The 16,676-nt window shown below is 28.0% G+C and carries 15 protein-coding genes and 2 tRNA genes; 13 read left to right on the top strand and 4 right to left on the bottom strand.

Annotated features, from left to right (window positions below; all coding sequences use genetic code 11):
• Window positions 1-71 precede the first annotated feature (71 nt).
• A tRNA-Asp gene (locus JWF52_RS13425) sits at window positions 72-148 on the top strand.
• 12 nt (window positions 149-160) lie between these two features.
• A tRNA-Thr gene (locus JWF52_RS13420) sits at window positions 161-235 on the top strand.
• An 81-nt stretch (window positions 236-316) separates the two neighbouring features.
• On the opposite strand, the gene JWF52_RS13415 is transcribed toward JWF52_RS13420, so the two are convergent.
• From JWF52_RS13415 to JWF52_RS13405, 3 genes are read right to left on the bottom strand one after another with little or no spacing between them, the layout of a single operon-like run.
• Complete coding sequence (locus tag JWF52_RS13415) at window positions 317-826, bottom strand: ferritin-like domain-containing protein (protein WP_208334054.1); 510 nt, start codon at window positions 824-826, stop codon at window positions 317-319.
• Between the two features lie 57 nt (window positions 827-883).
• Complete coding sequence (locus JWF52_RS13410; protein WP_208334053.1) at window positions 884-1,882, bottom strand: ATP-binding protein; 999 nt, start codon at window positions 1,880-1,882, stop codon at window positions 884-886.
• Between the two features lie 8 nt (window positions 1,883-1,890).
• Complete coding sequence (locus JWF52_RS13405; RefSeq protein WP_208334052.1) at window positions 1,891-2,958, bottom strand: DnaD domain protein; 1,068 nt, start codon at window positions 2,956-2,958, stop codon at window positions 1,891-1,893.
• A gap of 146 nt (window positions 2,959-3,104) precedes the next feature.
• Between JWF52_RS13405 and JWF52_RS13400 the strand changes: the two genes are divergently transcribed.
• The 5 genes from JWF52_RS13400 (at window position 3,105) to JWF52_RS13380 (ending at window position 8,002) form a co-directional block, all read left to right on the top strand.
• On the top strand, window positions 3,105-4,574 hold the full coding sequence (locus JWF52_RS13400) for a M1 family metallopeptidase (protein ID WP_208334051.1): 1,470 nt from the start codon (window positions 3,105-3,107) through the stop codon (window positions 4,572-4,574).
• Between the two features lie 87 nt (window positions 4,575-4,661).
• The gene (locus JWF52_RS13395) at window positions 4,662-5,456 is read left to right on the top strand and encodes an MBL fold metallo-hydrolase (protein WP_208334050.1); all 795 of its coding nucleotides are present in this window, start codon (window positions 4,662-4,664) and stop codon (window positions 5,454-5,456) included.
• Between the two features lie 38 nt (window positions 5,457-5,494).
• Window positions 5,495-5,974 carry a 23S rRNA (pseudouridine(1915)-N(3))-methyltransferase RlmH gene (gene rlmH / locus JWF52_RS13390; RefSeq protein ID WP_208334049.1) on the top strand — a complete coding sequence of 160 codons (480 nt, stop codon included), beginning with the start codon at window positions 5,495-5,497 and terminating at the stop codon, window positions 5,972-5,974.
• A gap of 203 nt (window positions 5,975-6,177) precedes the next feature.
• Window positions 6,178-6,861: an early set domain-containing protein gene (locus JWF52_RS13385; protein WP_208334048.1), complete on the top strand. Its 684-nt coding sequence runs from the start codon at window positions 6,178-6,180 to the stop codon at window positions 6,859-6,861.
• 88 nt (window positions 6,862-6,949) lie between these two features.
• Window positions 6,950-8,002: a phage tail family protein gene (locus JWF52_RS13380; RefSeq protein ID WP_208334047.1), complete on the top strand. Its 1,053-nt coding sequence runs from the start codon at window positions 6,950-6,952 to the stop codon at window positions 8,000-8,002.
• Window positions 8,003-8,434: 432 nt separating this feature from the next.
• On the opposite strand, the gene JWF52_RS13375 is transcribed toward JWF52_RS13380, so the two are convergent.
• The gene (locus tag JWF52_RS13375) at window positions 8,435-8,980 is read right to left on the bottom strand and encodes a DUF6143 family protein (RefSeq protein ID WP_208334046.1); all 546 of its coding nucleotides are present in this window, start codon (window positions 8,978-8,980) and stop codon (window positions 8,435-8,437) included.
• A gap of 302 nt (window positions 8,981-9,282) precedes the next feature.
• On the opposite strand from JWF52_RS13375, the gene JWF52_RS13370 reads away from it, so the two are divergent.
• The 6 genes from JWF52_RS13370 to JWF52_RS13345 all read left to right on the top strand — a co-directional run bounded on the left by JWF52_RS13370 (window position 9,283) and on the right by JWF52_RS13345 (window position 16,675).
• A complete protein-coding gene (locus tag JWF52_RS13370) occupies window positions 9,283-10,410 on the top strand; it encodes a 5-bromo-4-chloroindolyl phosphate hydrolysis family protein (RefSeq protein WP_208334045.1) in 1,128 nt (375 codons plus the stop codon).
• 26 nt (window positions 10,411-10,436) lie between these two features.
• The gene (locus JWF52_RS13365) at window positions 10,437-11,585 is read left to right on the top strand and encodes a toxic anion resistance protein (RefSeq protein ID WP_208334044.1); all 1,149 of its coding nucleotides are present in this window, start codon (window positions 10,437-10,439) and stop codon (window positions 11,583-11,585) included.
• A 279-nt stretch (window positions 11,586-11,864) separates the two neighbouring features.
• On the top strand, window positions 11,865-12,995 hold the full coding sequence (locus JWF52_RS13360; protein ID WP_208334043.1) for an ABC transporter ATP-binding protein: 1,131 nt from the start codon (window positions 11,865-11,867) through the stop codon (window positions 12,993-12,995).
• Between the two features lie 24 nt (window positions 12,996-13,019).
• Window positions 13,020-13,979: an ABC transporter permease gene (locus tag JWF52_RS13355; RefSeq protein ID WP_208334042.1), complete on the top strand. Its 960-nt coding sequence runs from the start codon at window positions 13,020-13,022 to the stop codon at window positions 13,977-13,979.
• A gap of 22 nt (window positions 13,980-14,001) precedes the next feature.
• Window positions 14,002-15,699 (top strand): extracellular solute-binding protein, encoded by a 1,698-nt coding sequence (locus JWF52_RS13350; RefSeq protein WP_208334041.1) that lies wholly within the window; start codon window positions 14,002-14,004, stop codon window positions 15,697-15,699.
• Between the two features lie 76 nt (window positions 15,700-15,775).
• The gene (locus tag JWF52_RS13345; protein ID WP_208334040.1) at window positions 15,776-16,675 is read left to right on the top strand and encodes a carbohydrate ABC transporter permease; all 900 of its coding nucleotides are present in this window, start codon (window positions 15,776-15,778) and stop codon (window positions 16,673-16,675) included.
• Window position 16,676: the final 1 nt, after the last annotated feature.

Genomic DNA, 16,676 nt, shown 5'->3' with positions numbered 1-16,676 from the left:
TGGGAGAGCACCTGCCTTACAAGCAGGGGGTCACAGGTTCGAGCCCTGTTAGTCCCACCATTACATAATGCGGCCTGGTAGTTCAGTTGGTTAGAATGCCAGCCTGTCACGCTGGAGGTCGAGGGTTCGAGTCCCTTCCAGGTCGCCAATTACACACTTTGCTGGTGTGGCTCAACGGTAGAGCAGCTGACTTGTAATCAGCAGGTTGTAGGTTCGATTCCTATCACCAGCTCCATTTAAAACTCTTAGATTTTATCTAAGAGTTTTTTTTATATTTAAAATTATCATTTATATATTAAAAATTCTAGCTAATTTATTAACAGGAATATTTTTTTATAGCTTCTTTAAAATGTATTATATGAACTTGTTCATCTAATATAATTCTTCTGAATATTTTTTTTATATATTTGTCATCTATCATGCGTATATGATTTTCATAATTACATATAGCTTGGTATTCTGATTCAAGATCTACATTTAATTGATCACATATATTATCTCCATAATAAACGAAGCTACCATTCCAAGGCTGACCAAGAGTGCTAAAAGAACCTCTATATTTAGGCTTTCCTCCTAAGAGGGTTATAACTTGACTTAAAATATCTAAATGATGCATTTCTATAAAAGATATTTTAAGCCACATATTTGCTAAATCTGTATCACTTTTCCCTAAATCTAAAGAGTGATATAAATACTGAGATATAGCACTAAACTCACTAATAATACCTGAGTGATCATCCATTAAAAGCTCCGCATAGTATGGATTTTTACTTTCTACTTTTATTTCGGGGTAAGGTTCATTAGCATGATATATATAATTACTCATATATAACCTCCTATATAAATTTATATTATAGAATTAAAAAAAGTAGAGGATAATAGATTATCTCCTACTTTTTTTTTGTTCCCATCTTAAATCTTTACCTATAAATTTTACCATTCTAAATTTATCAAAAATTCTAGAGAATATTCTTTGTGCATAAGCTTCTCCTAATTGTAGAGGAGTCAGGTTTGTAGAAATTATTGTTTTCTTTCCATTTAATAATCTAGTATTTAAAATATTAAATAACTCACTATTTGTAAATGAGTTTGCTAACTCAGTACCTAAATCATCAATAATTAATAAATCACACTCAAAAAGATTATTATAATTATCCTTAGTTATACGTTCATCACTATTTTTAAATTTATAGTCTTCTATAATTTCAAACATCTTAAATGATGTTTGATAAATAACTAAATGACCTTTATCTAAAAGAGATTTAGCAATACAGTTACACATAAATGTCTTTCCTAACCCAGTATCTCCGTAAAATAATAGATTTTCATCGTTATCTTTATCAAAATCAAGAACAAATGACTCGCATATGGATACTATTTCTAATATATTTTGCTGAGGAGACATGTTGGCCTCTGGCATTATTTCATCAGAAAGCATAGAGGGATCTATAGTTGAAAAGTTTTGGCTATCAAGCATCCTAGATAAATTAGACATTTTATATGCTTCATTTATAATTTGTTGTTTAAAGCAATTACACTTATTACCATTTTTTAAAAATCCTCTATCTTTACATAAATTGCAGTCATATTGAATATCTAAATATTTCTTTGGCACCTTAAATTTATCTAGTAAATAATCTTTCTTTTCTTTCAGTTCATCAATCTTATTTTTTGCATCCATGACAATTGAATCTTTATCCTTAGGATTTAAAAGAACTAACTTTGCAAGACTCAGCCCTAGCTTAGATATTTCTTCATCTATTTCCTTAATTTCAGGGATTTGAGAATATACATCTTTTTTTCTCATTTCTAAATCTGATTCAGCCTTGTCTCTTTTTCTTTCATAAGATGTAAGTATATCTCTTATAGTTACTTCATTCATTTAATCACCTACTTAAATTTATCTCTTTGACTTTCTTGAAGAATTTTTTCTAACTCATCAGGGCTATACTTATTAAATGTTTGGTTTATATTATGGAATCTAGTTTTGACTGTTGGAACAGAGCCCTTTTTATTGGTATTAGTAGAGCTTGATTTTTTTTCTTCATCTTTTTTCTTATTATACTCTTCTTCATATAATTTTAAATCATCTAGAGTTTTAACATTTTTATCGTTCCATTTTTTAATTACACCATTTATAAAAGTAATTGAAGGATTTGAAACGTTTTTAGCCTTAGAGCAAGCTTGAAGTATTAACTCAATATCCATATTAAATCTATCAATCCATCTATCCATATCTTCTTTTTCAGCTCTAGATGGATTTCTAGAAAATCCTAATTCATTAAATATAGTTCTATATAACATATACCTTTCACTTCTTACAGCAAAAGAATCCTTAACATCTTGAGGTGTGTATAGACTAGAATCGTACCAATTTCTAATTATACCCTCAATATATTTAACAGACTTTGAGGCACCATGCTTATCCTTAACATGTTCGTAAGCACAGATTATCATATCTGGACTCATATTATATTTATCCATTATTTCCATTATACTCATTTTTTCACCTGGTTCTAGATATCTTCCAACTATTTGATTTATAGAATTAAACATTTTTCTAATACTAGGATCATTAGAAGTTGTAACAATTCTATCGGAGTTAGATTTAATCGAAGGTGTATTAATTAATATATTGTCTGCATATAATTTTTTCAAATCTAAAAATTCTATTGAATAATCAAAATCCTTAAGACCATCGTTTTTATGCATTTTAACTAATCCTTTACTTTCCCAAAATTTCCAAGCAGAAATTACATCAGAAAGAGGAATATTTAAGTCTTTAGCAATTGATTCATTATTAAATTTAGGATTAAAATCAGGGTTACACACGTTTCTATACGCTAATAAGTAAACTTGTGTGTATAACCCATTTGCCATAGGCATATATATATCTATAAAGATATTTGCAATAGAAGTTTCACCTAAGTCTACTTCACTAACTTCTTTAAAAAACATTTTATCACCTCAGATTAGATTATATCATAAATGTACAAGACTTTAATTGTAACCTACAATTATAAAACTGAATTACAAAAATCATTGCAAATTTATCTTGCAAGAAAAGCTCATAAATTATTCGCGAAAGATAGGGGGGAGATAATTTGGTAATAAACTTTACTAAAAAAGTAAGAAAAATATTATCAGTAGTGCTTACATTAGTGCTATTGATGGGAGGAGGATTCTATCTACATAAGAGCAAAAATGATGTACCAGCTATAAAGGTAAATAATGAAAAAAGCAGAAATAGATATACAATGGACATTATTTTCAATGATGAAAGTAAAAGGCTAATGTGTAATCAGAATATAGAATATGTAAATAACACAAAAGTTAGTTTAGACAAACTATACTTCCATATATATCCGAATGCATTTTCTAAAGAAGAATTTGCTCCTTTTGAGAAGGAAGAAATGAAACAAGCATACCCAAATGGATTTAATGAAGGATATATAGATATAAAAAATATTTTAAACAATGGAAAGAAATTAGAACATGAAATTAAAGGGGAAAAAAATGATTTACTAGAAATAAAATTAGGGAAACAAATAAAGCCAGGAGAAAAAATATCAATAGATATGAAATATAATGTAAAACTTCCAAACTCTGAAGGTAGATTTGGATATGGAGACAATACAGTTAATGTTACAAATTGGTTCCCTATAGCATGCGTAAATGATGATAGAGGATGGAATTTAAAAGGGTATGAAACAGTTGGAGATCCTTTTTATAGCGAAACAAGTGATTTTTATGTAAAGATGCTGCTTCCTAGAAAATATAAAATTGGTTGCACAGGAAACATAATAAATGAAAAAGGTGATAATGATAAAACTCTTTATGAAATAGAAGCAAAAAAAGTTAGAGATTTTGCTTTCATATTAAGTGATAAGTTTGATGTAAATAAAGATTCTTATAAAAAAACAATAATAAATACATATAATTTAAATGCAGACCTTTCTAAGGAAGCAACTAAGGTAGCTAAAGATTCTATTAAAATTTTTAGCGAATTATTTGGAGAATATCCATATGATACATATTCAGTAATAGCAAGTGATTTCTTTATAGGGGGAATGGAATATCCTACATTATCTATGATAGATCAAAGTTTATATAATGAAAAAAATAAATTCCTAATGGAATATGTAATAGCTCATGAAACTGCACATCAATGGTGGTATTCAGTAATAGGAAATGATGAAATAAGTGAACCTTGGTTAGATGAAGCACTTACAGAATATTCTACAGTACTATACTTTGAACAAAAATATGGAAAAGATGTAGGTAATAAGCTTATAAAAACTATGGAAATTCAAACTAAAAATCATTCTAGTGAAAATATATTCAAACCAAGTACTCAATATAGCAATTCAATAGATTATAGTTTAAATGTTTATACTAAAGGGGCATTAGCTTTTAATGAAGTTAGAAAACAAGTAGGAGATAAAGTGTTCTTTGATACATTAAAAGAATATTTTAGTAAATATATGTATGAAAATGTAAATGGAGTAAAATTTGTAGAAGTTTGGAATAGTAAGGGCATAGATATAGATAAAATAATAAGGGAATACAAGTAAATTTTAACTTGGGCATTAAATTTTTATTTAATGTCCTATTTTTTTGGTATAATATAATCTATGATTATGAGAAAATGAGGTGACATAATGCTAAAATATTGTTCGATAGGTAGCGGAAGTAGTGGGAATTGTCATTATGTAGGATATAAAGATACAAATATATTAATAGATGCAGGCCTTAGTGGGAAAAGAATAAGCACAGGACTTGATGATATAAATGTAAATGCTGAAAATATAAAGGGGATATTCATAACACATGAACATTCAGACCATATAAAAGGTGCAGGTATAATATCAAGAAAATATGATATACCAATATTTGCAAATATAAAAACATGGTGTGCTATGAAAGATAAGCTTGGAGAAATAAAAGATAGTAATATGAAAGTTTTCGAAAATGATAAAAGTTATTCTTTAGGAGATATAATAATAAGACCATTTTCAATACCTCATGATGCATCGGATGCAGTTGGATACAATTTCTATGCAGAAAGTGAAAAAATGTCTATAGCAACAGATATAGGGTGCATAACAGATAATATAAAAAGGCATTTATATAAATCAAAATTAGTAGTATTAGAATCTAACTATGATGAAAGTATGTTAATGATGGGGTCGTACCCATATGCACTTAAAAGAAGGGTAAAGTCTGATAGTGGACATTTATCAAATGAAGATGCAGCTAGATTTTGTGTAGAGCTTATAAATGAAGGAACACAAAGGATATTATTAGCTCATTTAAGTAAAGAAAATAATTTTCCAGAGCTAGCATATGAGACTTCAAAGGGGATATTAACTCAAAATAACATAATAGTTGGACAAGATATAAAGTTAGATGTATTAGCTAGGGAAGAAATATCTGATATTTATAAAGTAAAATAGTATATATACAATATGAACGGGACAAAAGGAGAAATTTTATGAATATAAGTGTGATAAGTGTAGGTAAATTAAAAGAGAAATATCTTAAGCTAGGAATAGATGAATTTGCAAAAAGGTTATCTAAGTATTGCAAGTTAGATATGATAGAGCTAGATGATGAAAAGTGTCCGGAAAATTTAAGTGAAAAGGATATTCTTATAGTAAAGGATAAGGAAGGTAAGAAGATACTTAATAAAATAAAAAATAATAGCTACGTTATAGCTCTTGCTATAGATGGTAAGAATTTATCTTCTGAGGAACTAGCTGATACTATAAGCAAGTTAGCGGTGAGAGGTAATAGTCATATTACATTTATAATTGGCGGGTCTTTAGGGCTTTCTGATGAAGTTTTAAATAGAGCTGATTATAAGTTATCTTTTTCGAAGATGACTTTCCCTCATCAGATGATGAGGCTTATATTATTAGAGCAAGTTTATAGAGCGTTTAGAATAAATAATAATGAACCGTATCACAAATAAGTGATACGGTTTTTATTGTTTAAAAATATAATAATCTTCTTTATATAAAGAAATGCTAATAAAATGGAAAAAGCATTTAGCGGGAATAGCTTACTATAGTAAATATATAGTAAAGTTTATAAAAATATTAACGATATATTAAAATAAGGAAGAAAATTCTTGAAGAATTGTATTACTTAATAAATATATAGGAGGGCTTTATTATGGAAGTAAATTTTGAATATGAAGAATATAATTATTTACCAATTGACACCATATCTGTAATAGGTAAGTTTAATGATTATGATCCTAAGAAAGGAGTCATGATTAAAGAAGACAATAAATGGAAATTTAAATGTGATTTAAAAACAGGTGAGCATCTATATAAGTTTCTTATTAATGGGGAATTAAAGATTAATGACCCAAGTGCAAATATATATTTACCAGATGATAATGAAGAACTTTGGTCTATAGTTATAATTAATGAAAATAACCAGAGAATGTACAATAATACTGAGTATACAACTCATATAGAAAACTATAATATAGGTTCTTCAGTAAGTGAGCAAGAAAACATCATAAATAAAAAAGTTTTTAATATAAACTTAGATAAAAAAATAGTAGCAAGATTTCAATTTACTAATGTAACAGGCTTACATACTGTAACAACAGCATGGTATACACCTACAGGAGATTTATTCCAAGTAACTGAGAATAATTTATTTATGACACCTGAGGTTAAAGAACCAATAATGTTATGGTTTTGGATAGATTTAATGGATAATACTCGTAAATATCCCCTAGGAGCTTGGACAATGAAATTCTTTATAGATGGACAATTTATATTAGAAGATCAATTTAAATTGTTACAAAACTCGGTATATTCACCACAGGGACAGATAAGATAGTAGTTTGTAAAGTCAACTTTATAATATATAATCGCTTATCAGTGATTATATATTATTTAGAAAATAAAAATACAGGAGAGTGAATGTTATGAAAATAACTAGTAATGTTAATTTAAATGCAAATGTTATCAACAATAGAAATGACAATAAGGGTGGGGCTAGAAAGATAGAAAACAACAATCTAACTTCAGAAGTACAAGATATCAATAAAATAGCTAATGAGGGATATAAATCTTCAATTGTTAATGATATCAAAGACTCTTCAGATATTGAATCTAAAGAAAGCAACACAAGTAAGAGTTCAATAGGTAGATTTTTCAGATCAGTAGCTGATAAATTTTCTTATGTAACTAGTGAGGTTTCAAAATTTGTTAAGACATCAGTTTCTGTAGGCGAAAGTGTTATTAAAAGCGTGAAGTCAGTAGCAAATACTGTTGTTGATACAGCTAATGTTGTATCAAAAAGTATAAAAGATATGTCAGACTCAGTAAGTAAAAAAATAAAAGATACTGCATCACAAATAGCTAGTAGCTTCAAGCAAGTTACAACTACTGCCGCCGATTTAAAAAAATTAGCTGAAGAGACTAAGAATTCAGCTACATCTATAATAGGTACAGGAGTAAAAACAGCTGTTTCAATAGGAGGAAATGTTAAGGAAATAGTAGGAAAAATTTCAACATCAGTAAATGAAGTTAAGGCTGAGTGGAATAATCCAAACAATGGAATTGTAGATAAAATAGTTCAAACTGGAACAAAGATAAAGGATGGAGTAGAATCTATAAAAGAACCAATAAAAGAAGTAGGAAACACAGCTTCAACAGGATATAATGAAATTAAAAAGCATTATGAAGTTATAAAAAATAATATTAAAAGTTCGTTATCTAGCATTAAAGAAGTTAAAAATACAGTTGTATCAGTTAGTAAGGATGTACTTGATACAATAAAAACAGTTGCAGGTGAAGTTATAAATACAAGCAAAATGGTATATGGCAGTATAAGTGATGCTTCAGCTAATATAAAAAATACAATCAAAGATGGATATAAAGAAGTTAATGAAATTATACAAAACGCATATAATGGTAATGAAAAATATAGGAATAATCTAGAAAATAATGCTGGTATGATACCTTCATTAGCTTAAAGAGTTTTATCATTTTATTAAATTAATATAAATAATAAAAATGTGTTTCTTTGCAGGTGTAACGGAGAACCGTATCACAAGTAACGAATAATAGTTTAAAATATAAATTTTTTAGTTTATTTTAAATTGAGATCAGATACAATAATTGTATAAATTTTATCTAAATCTATGTGAATAGAATTCAAAATAAATTAGCACTAATTTTTACAGAGTTAGTGCTTTTTTCTTTAATCTTAGTTTCGATATCAAGTTCGATTACTTTAATTTCAATTCGTATGTAATTAAAAAATACATTATTTTTTCTAGTGAAACTAACAAGAATAAGTAGAGTGATTTAAATAAATATAGATTAAAATAGAAGTAAAAAATTATATATAAGGAAAACACCATTAACAAGAATGTTTAGTTAATGGTGTTTTAAAGTTAAGTGTATTAGCAATAATTACTACAAGTTTGAATTTTTTCCTCCCACCATCCAAAGGCAAATATTATACTATTGAAGGAAACAGGTAAAAATCCACCAATGTAAACACTAATAGATTGTCCAGGAGCAAGTATAATTTGTCCGCCATCAACAACTAACGTAGAATATGGAGATACTATTCTACTAAAAATAGAAACTCCATTATTTGGAGGATCAGTAGGTGTACTTAAATATATAATTTGACCTCTAGGAATTGGCTCTGGACAAATAGTTGTATTAACACAACTAACTAAATCACTAATTATTCCATTACTAATATTTGATCTTAAATAAAACTCAGCTGATAAATTAAGAGCTGAAATATTTGTTATAGTTATAGCGTTTAAATATATAATACGATTTGATTTAGGTGGATTTTTTAATACAGCTAATGCATGTTCAGTTTGACCACTTAAAACTGGAGTTTGACCAATAAAATAATTACCTTTTTCTGATTGATATAATGGATAGTCTATAGATACTTCTGTTGAAGTTGTACTATTGCAATATGTCATTGAAATCACCTATATATAAAATTAATAAGAAGATATAACTTCGTATATTTCATAGTATTCATGGTATATATATAATGCTACATATAAATTAAACATAACTTGCCTAAGGCTGATTTTATAAGTAAATGTATTATATCGGGAAAAATAATATATTTATAAAAAATATGTATTATTTTCCTTTTAAGTTAGCGGTTACAATTAGCTAAATTATAAGATATAATAAACTTAAAATATTAACATAAGGGTATAGTATATATCTAAAGTTATGTTAATGATAAGAAAAATAATCTGGAGGCAAGATAATGGATAAAAAGGATTTTTCTAATTTAGAGGATCAAATTATGTCTACAGTTAGCAATGCACTTAAAGCAATAGATTTTGCTAATTTAAAAAAAGATATTAACGATAAAACTGAGGATACTTTAAACCAATTTAAATCAAAATTTAATGGATACAGTGGAAAGTATATGAGTTTAAATAAAAAAGCTAAAAATGATATATCAAAATATATTAGTAAAAGACCATCTGGAAGTATATCAGGAATACTTTATATAATATTTGGCGCGATTGGAAGTTTAACTTTTGGTTCTTCAGCGCTTATATTTTTAATATTTAAACTATTATTTGGTGTTGTTATAATAGGTAGCAATATTATTTTTGGAATTGCGTTTTTATTGTTTGCAGTAAATTTAGGTTTATTATTAAGGGGAATAACTTTAATAAAGAGAGTAAAACGTTTTAAGAAGTATGTAAGATTTATTAACGATAATAATTATTTGTTAATTAAAGACCTAGCAAAATTTGCTAAAGAAAAAGAGAATTTTGTTGTTAAAGACCTAAGTAAAATGATTGATTTAGGTATGTTCTTAGAAGGTCATATAGATGAAGAAAAAACTTATTTTATGTTAAATGATGAAGTTTATAATGACTATTTAAATTTAAAAAAGCAACAAATAGCTAAAGAAACTAATAATGAAAAATTAAATGAAGAAATAGATGAAATAGAATCCACTATTAAAATAGGAAGAAATTATATTGAACAAATAAAAAATATAAGAAATGAGCTTTCTAAAGAAGAAATAGCTATAAAGTTAGACAAATTAGGAAATATTTCAAACCAAATCTTAATTCAGGTTGAAAAAAATCCTAAAAAGATACAAGAAGTTAATAAATTTATAAATCATTATCTTCCTATTACTATAAAATTAATTAACTCATACAAAGATATAAATAATCAATTAGTTCAAGGCGAGAATATAGAAAATGCTAAGATTGAAATTGAAAAGAGTATTGACCTTATTAATAGTGCCTTTGAAAATTTATTAGATGATTTATTTGAAGATGTTGTTTTAGATATTTCTACAGATATTTCTGTTCTTAAAACATTATTTAAGCAAGAGGGATTAGCAGAAGATGATTTTAAAAAGTAAGTTTTAAACAAAAGGGAGGCATAAAAATGAGTAATGAATTCAAAGAAGAGTCTATTGACATAAAACCAGAATTAACTTTTCAACCATTTCAAGAGGAAGTGATTGATTTAGGAGTAAAAGAAGAAAAGAAAGAAGAAAAAATAGTTGATGAAATCCAACTTACAGAAGAAGAAAAAAAGATGGTTGATCAATTTGTAGATAAAATAGAAATAAAGGATTCAAATTCTATTTTACAATATGGGGTAGGTGCTCAAAAGAAAATTTCTGATTTTTCACAGTCAGCACTTAGTAATGTAAAAACTAAAGATTTAGGTGAAATAGGCGAGGTATTATCTAGTGTAGTTTATGAATTAAAGAACTTTGAAGAATCAGAAGATAAAAAAGGGATTTTAGGATTCTTTAAAAAAGGTAAGGATAAGATTTCCCAAATGAAAATAAAATATGAGAATGTAGAAAACAACATTGGTAAAATGTGTAACATTCTTGAATCGCATCAAATACAACTTTTAAAAGATATCGCTATGCTAGATAAGATGTATGAAATAAATAAAGTGTATTTTAAAGAGCTTTCTATGTATATCTTAGCTGGGAAAAAGAAACTTCAAAAACTAGAAAAGGAAGAGCTTCCTAAATTACAAGAAAAAGCAAAAAATAGTGGTAACCCTCAGGATGCTCAAGAATTAAATGATTTTGTTGCCCTTTGTAATAGATTTGATAAGAAAATTCACGATTTAGAATTAACTAAAATGATTTCTTTACAAATGGCTCCTCAAATCCGTTTAATTCAAAATAATGACTCATTAATGTCTGAAAAAATACAATCTACAATTATAAATACTATACCACTTTGGAAAAATCAAATGGTTTTAGCACTTGGAGTTGCTCATGCTGCTAATGCTGCAAGAGTTCAAAGAGAAGTAACCGATATGACAAATGAACTTTTACGTAAAAATGCAGAAATATTAAAAACTTCAACTATAGAAACTGCAAAAGAGTCTGAAAGAGGAATTGTTGATATTGAAACACTTAAAGCTACTAATGAGTCATTAATTTCAACTCTTGATGAAATACTTAATATACAAACCGAAGGCCGTCAAAAACGTAGGGAAGCTGAAGTGGAATTAAGAAATATTGAAGAACAATTAAAAAATAAGCTTTTAGATTTTAAATATTAGCATGTATTTAAATAATATATATAGAAGTCGAGAAAATGATTAAATGAAAGTTAAAATCCTATGAAATTAGAAAATGATTCTAGTTTTATAGGATTTTTTATTTTAAAACCTAGAAAATAGAATTTAATATTTACTTTACAATATATTTCCTATATTTAACAAAAATATCATAACCTTAACCTGTACTAAATATAAACTTAACATTAAGTTGCTAATATTTAATAGTAGAGAAGATAAATTATATCAATTTTAAATAAAAAAATGATAGGGGAGGAATATATGGCAAAAATTGAATTAAAGCATTTATTTAAGGATTATGTACAAGGGATTCACTCAGTATCTGATGTTAATATGGTTATTGATGATTGTGACTTTATAGTTTTGGTTGGTCCATCAGGATGTGGAAAATCTACGACATTAAGAATGATTGCAGGGCTTGAGGATATTACTTCAGGGGAAATTTTAATAGATGGAAATGTGATAAATAGCCTACATCCAAAGGATAGAGATATAGCTATGGTATTTCAAAACTATGCTCTTTATCCACATATGTCAGTATATGATAATATGGCGTTTGGGCTTAAGGTAAAAAAGATTACTAAGGAAGAGATTGATAAAAGAGTAAAGGAAGCTGCTGATATTTTAGGACTTAAAGAGCTTTTAGAAAGAAAGCCAAAGGAACTATCAGGGGGACAAAGACAAAGAGTAGCTCTAGGGCGTGCAATTGTTCGTGAGGCTAAGGTGTTTTTAATGGATGAGCCATTATCTAATTTAGATGCAAGACTTAGATTTCAAACTAGAGCAGAAATTACAAAATTACATAAAAAATTGAAAACTACAATGATTTATGTAACTCATGACCAAACAGAAGCTATGACAATGGCTACAAAAATTGTAGTTATGAAAGATGGATTTGTCCAACAAATTGGCACACCAAAGGAAGTATATCTTAAACCTATAAATTACTTTGTCGCAAAATTTATGGGTTCACCATCAATGAACTTTTTAAAAATGAACTTAACAAAAGAAGGATTAAAACTTGGAAAAAGGATATTTGAGATTCCTTTAGATATAAAAGAAGAACTTGTATCTAAGGGATATATGAATGAAGATATTTTAGTTGGAATTAGACCCGAACATATTTATATACCAAGCAAAGGAAAGCTTAAAAATAACGAATATAAATTTAATACTCAAGTTGATATTTCTGAACTTACAGGTTCTGAGACATTAGTTCACTTTACATTATGTGAAGATTCACTAATTGCAAAATTAAACACTATGGATGACTTTAGAAGTGGGGATGATATTTCTTTAGTGTTTGATTTTGATAAAATTCATTTTTTTGATGTAAATACACAAAGAAGAATAGATTTAAATGTAGAAGAACTTTTATTTAAAGAAGCTTAAAAATATTAAAAAGGGGTGATGAAAATGGAACATTCTATTTATATCGAGGATATAGAAAAATATTATAATCCAGTAAAATCAAAAACTTGGGAATCAATAAAACAACATAAAGTATTTTACATTATGTTAGCACCATGTCTATTATTTTTTCTTATATTCTCATACCTACCAATGTCTGGGATGATACTAGCATTTAAAGAATATGGGTTTAATACTGGAATATTTGGTGGAGATTTTGTTGGTTTTAAGTATTTTACACAGTTCTTTGAAGATCCAAGGAGTTTACTTTATATAAAAAATACTTTAATAATAAGTTGTTTAAAGCTATTCGTATATTTACCATTTCCAATATTTTTAGCACTTATGTTTAATGAAATAAAAAATAAGAAGGTAAGAGGTCTTTGTCAAAGTATTTCATATCTTCCATACTTTTTATCTTGGGTAGTAGTTGTAGGGCTTACACAAAGAATGCTTGCTCCAAATACAGGTCTTTTAAATCAAGCTATAGCATCTATGGGAGGAGACGGAAGTAGATTTTTCTTAATGGAAGAAGGTACATTTTTTCCGATAGTATTTTTAAGTTATATGTGGAAAAACATTGGCTGGGATTCAATAATATATTTCTCTGCAATAGTTGCAATATCACCATCTTTGTATGAAGCAGCAGCAATTGATGGTGCTAATAGATTTAAGCAAATACTAAATATTACAATACCAGGAATTAGTTCTACAATAATAATTTTATTTATATTATCCCTTGGTGGAATACTTGCAGCAGGTTTTGACCAAGTATATTTACTTCAAACTCCTGGAAATGCTAATTTAGCTGAAACAATTGATACATATATAGTAAGAACGGGACTTTTAGGAGGTCAATTTGGATATGCAACAGCCATTGGTCTTATGCAAGGTGTAGTAGGGTTAATATTAACAATCATAGTAAATAAAATTTCAAGTAAAAAATTTGGTACTTCACTTTGGTAGAGTAAATAATTAGGAGGACAATATGAAATTTAAAAAGATAGCAAAAGTTATGACAGTAGTAATGCTTTGTACTTCAATATTGACAGGATGTAGTCAAACTAAAAGTGTTTCAGGAGATAAGCCTGAAGATGCACCGGATACATGGATAGCAGATAGAACTATAACAGGACTTATTTTTCAATCAGCAAGTGATGCATCAGTTGAAATGAATCCAGAAATTCAAAAATACATAAAAGAAAAAACTGGTATAACATTAAAACTTCAAGGAATAACAGCAGAAGATTCTCAAGGGGCATTAGCATCAGGTCTTGCAGCAGGAAATTTACCAGACTTTATAGCATTTTATTTAAATAACAGTGGTCGTCCGGAAATGCCAATGTTACTTAAAGCTTCAAATGAAGGTCAATTTACAGATTTAAAACCATTTATGAAAAATTCTAAAACTTATTCTAAGTACTTAGATAAAGACTATCTTCCACAAGATACTAGAGATAACATAATGTTTAGAGATGAGTGGGGTGGAGCATCTTACTTAGTTCATATGGCAATTGATAGAAATCCAGGACAAGTTACTAAAAAATATGTAGGTGGAACTTATATTAAAAAATTAATAGCTGATGAATTAGGCATAGACCCGCTTACGATAGATACAAGTGAAGAAATTTACGAAGTAGCTAATAAAATAAAAGAAGGAAACTTTGTTGATGATAATGGAGCACCTGTTACTGCAATAGGACCTACTGCTTGGGGTGGAAGTGAAAGAGACTATTTATACAATGATATTGTATGGAGTGGAGATTCTTCTGAAAAATTCTTTAAAGGTGAAGATGGAGAAATTAAACATGAATCTCAAACTGATTATGGTTTAAAAAGAGTTGAATACGTTCAAAAGCTTTTAAAAGAAGGATTAATGCATCCAGAGTTTTATACTATAAATGAAACTAGAGCAAAAGAAGGTATAGTTAATGGTTCATTTGGTATAGTTTCAGATATGCATAACTATTTACCAGAAAATAATGATATGGAATATGTTCCTATAGGCCCTGTAAATAGAGTTGATGGGACTAATAATAAAATAATGCAATATAAATCAGGAAGTGCTGGATGGGCTATACCATCAACTACTAAAAATCCAGAAGAAGTATTTAAATTTGCTGATTGGTTAGCATCAAGAGAAGGTAAACTTCTTTATTTCTACGGACTTGAAGGAAGAGATTATGATTTAGATGCAAATGGAAATCCAGTTGTTAAAAAAGAAGTATTAGAACTTAAAGAAAAAAATCCAGAAGAAGCTAAAAAGCTTGGGTTTAGAGGCGTTGGTTCTTATTGGGGAGAACATTTAGGATTTACTGACCTTGATAACAATGCAGACTTTGGTGAAGCAGAATGGGGAGCATCAGTAGCTAAGGAAGATTCATCATCAGCAGCAACAAAAATAATTGAAATGTATAAGCTTGATCAAAAAATTAAAGAAGCAACTATAGTAGATGGTATGACTCCAAAAGCATTCTTATATGAGTTTGATAAAGGAGAAGGTAAACTTGATGCCGCCTTAACTAGATACAATGAAGATATGCAAAGGGCTTACTATACAAAAACAATTGATGAAGCTAAAAAGATATTAGATGAAAGTAAAAATAACTTAGAAAAAAATGGACTTAATGAGTTTTGTGACTTCTTAGAGAAAAAAGAAAGTGAAGGAATAACTATAAGATACTAAAATATTTTCTTAAACTTAAAGGGGCATCTCAAGATTATTTTGAGACAGCTCCACTAACATATTAAGGAGAATTTAAATGAGTAAAAGTATGGAAAGCTCAAAATTATCTAGAACTATTAACTTAATTTTAATTATAACTTTATGCTTAACTATAATAATTCCATTTATGCATATACTTGCGTTATCTTTCAATAGTGGAGTTGATGCTCAAAGAGGTGGAGTAACACTTTTTCCAAGAGCTTTTAGTATTGATAACTATTTAGAAGTATTTAAACAAGATAATTTACTAAATGGTTTATTTATATCAATATTTAGAACGGTAACAGGTACTATACTTGGAGTAAGTTTAATGTCAATGGCAGCATATGCCCTTACTATTAAAACACTTCCAGGGAGAAAATTTATTTCTTTTTTTATATTTTTTACAATGCTATTTAGTGGAGGGTCAATACCTTATTACTTAGTTTTAAATAAATTAGGATTAACAGAAACTATATGGGTTTATATTCTTCCTACTTTATACAGTGTAACTAATATACTTTTACTTAGAACCTCATTTAATCAACTTCCAGGAAGTGTTGTAGAAGCTGCGAGAATAGATGGTTATGGTGAGTTTAGTATATTTTATAAGATTGTAGTTCCTATGAGTAAGCCAGTACTAGCAACTATTACACTTTTCACAGCAGTAGGCCATTGGAATGATTGGTATGCAGGAACTTTCTATGTAAGAAGTGAAAAGTTAAAGCCACTAGCAACATTACTTCAAGAAATGCTTACAAGACAGAATGCTCTTTCGGATATATTACTTAAATCATCTGGAAGTCAAGCTTATGAGATGTTAGATAAAATAACAATAACTGGTGAAAGTTTGCAAATGGCAACAATTATGATAGTAATACTACCAATAGTTGTAATGTATCCATTTATCCAAAAATATTTTGTGCAAGGTATAACAGTAGGTTCAATTAAAGAATAGG

The sequence above is a fragment of the Clostridium sp. CCUG 7971 genome (assembly GCF_017590215.1).
Lineage (GTDB): Bacteria > Bacillota > Clostridia > Peptostreptococcales > Peptostreptococcaceae > Faecalimicrobium.
This window is presented reverse-complemented; position numbering and strand designations above follow the sequence as displayed.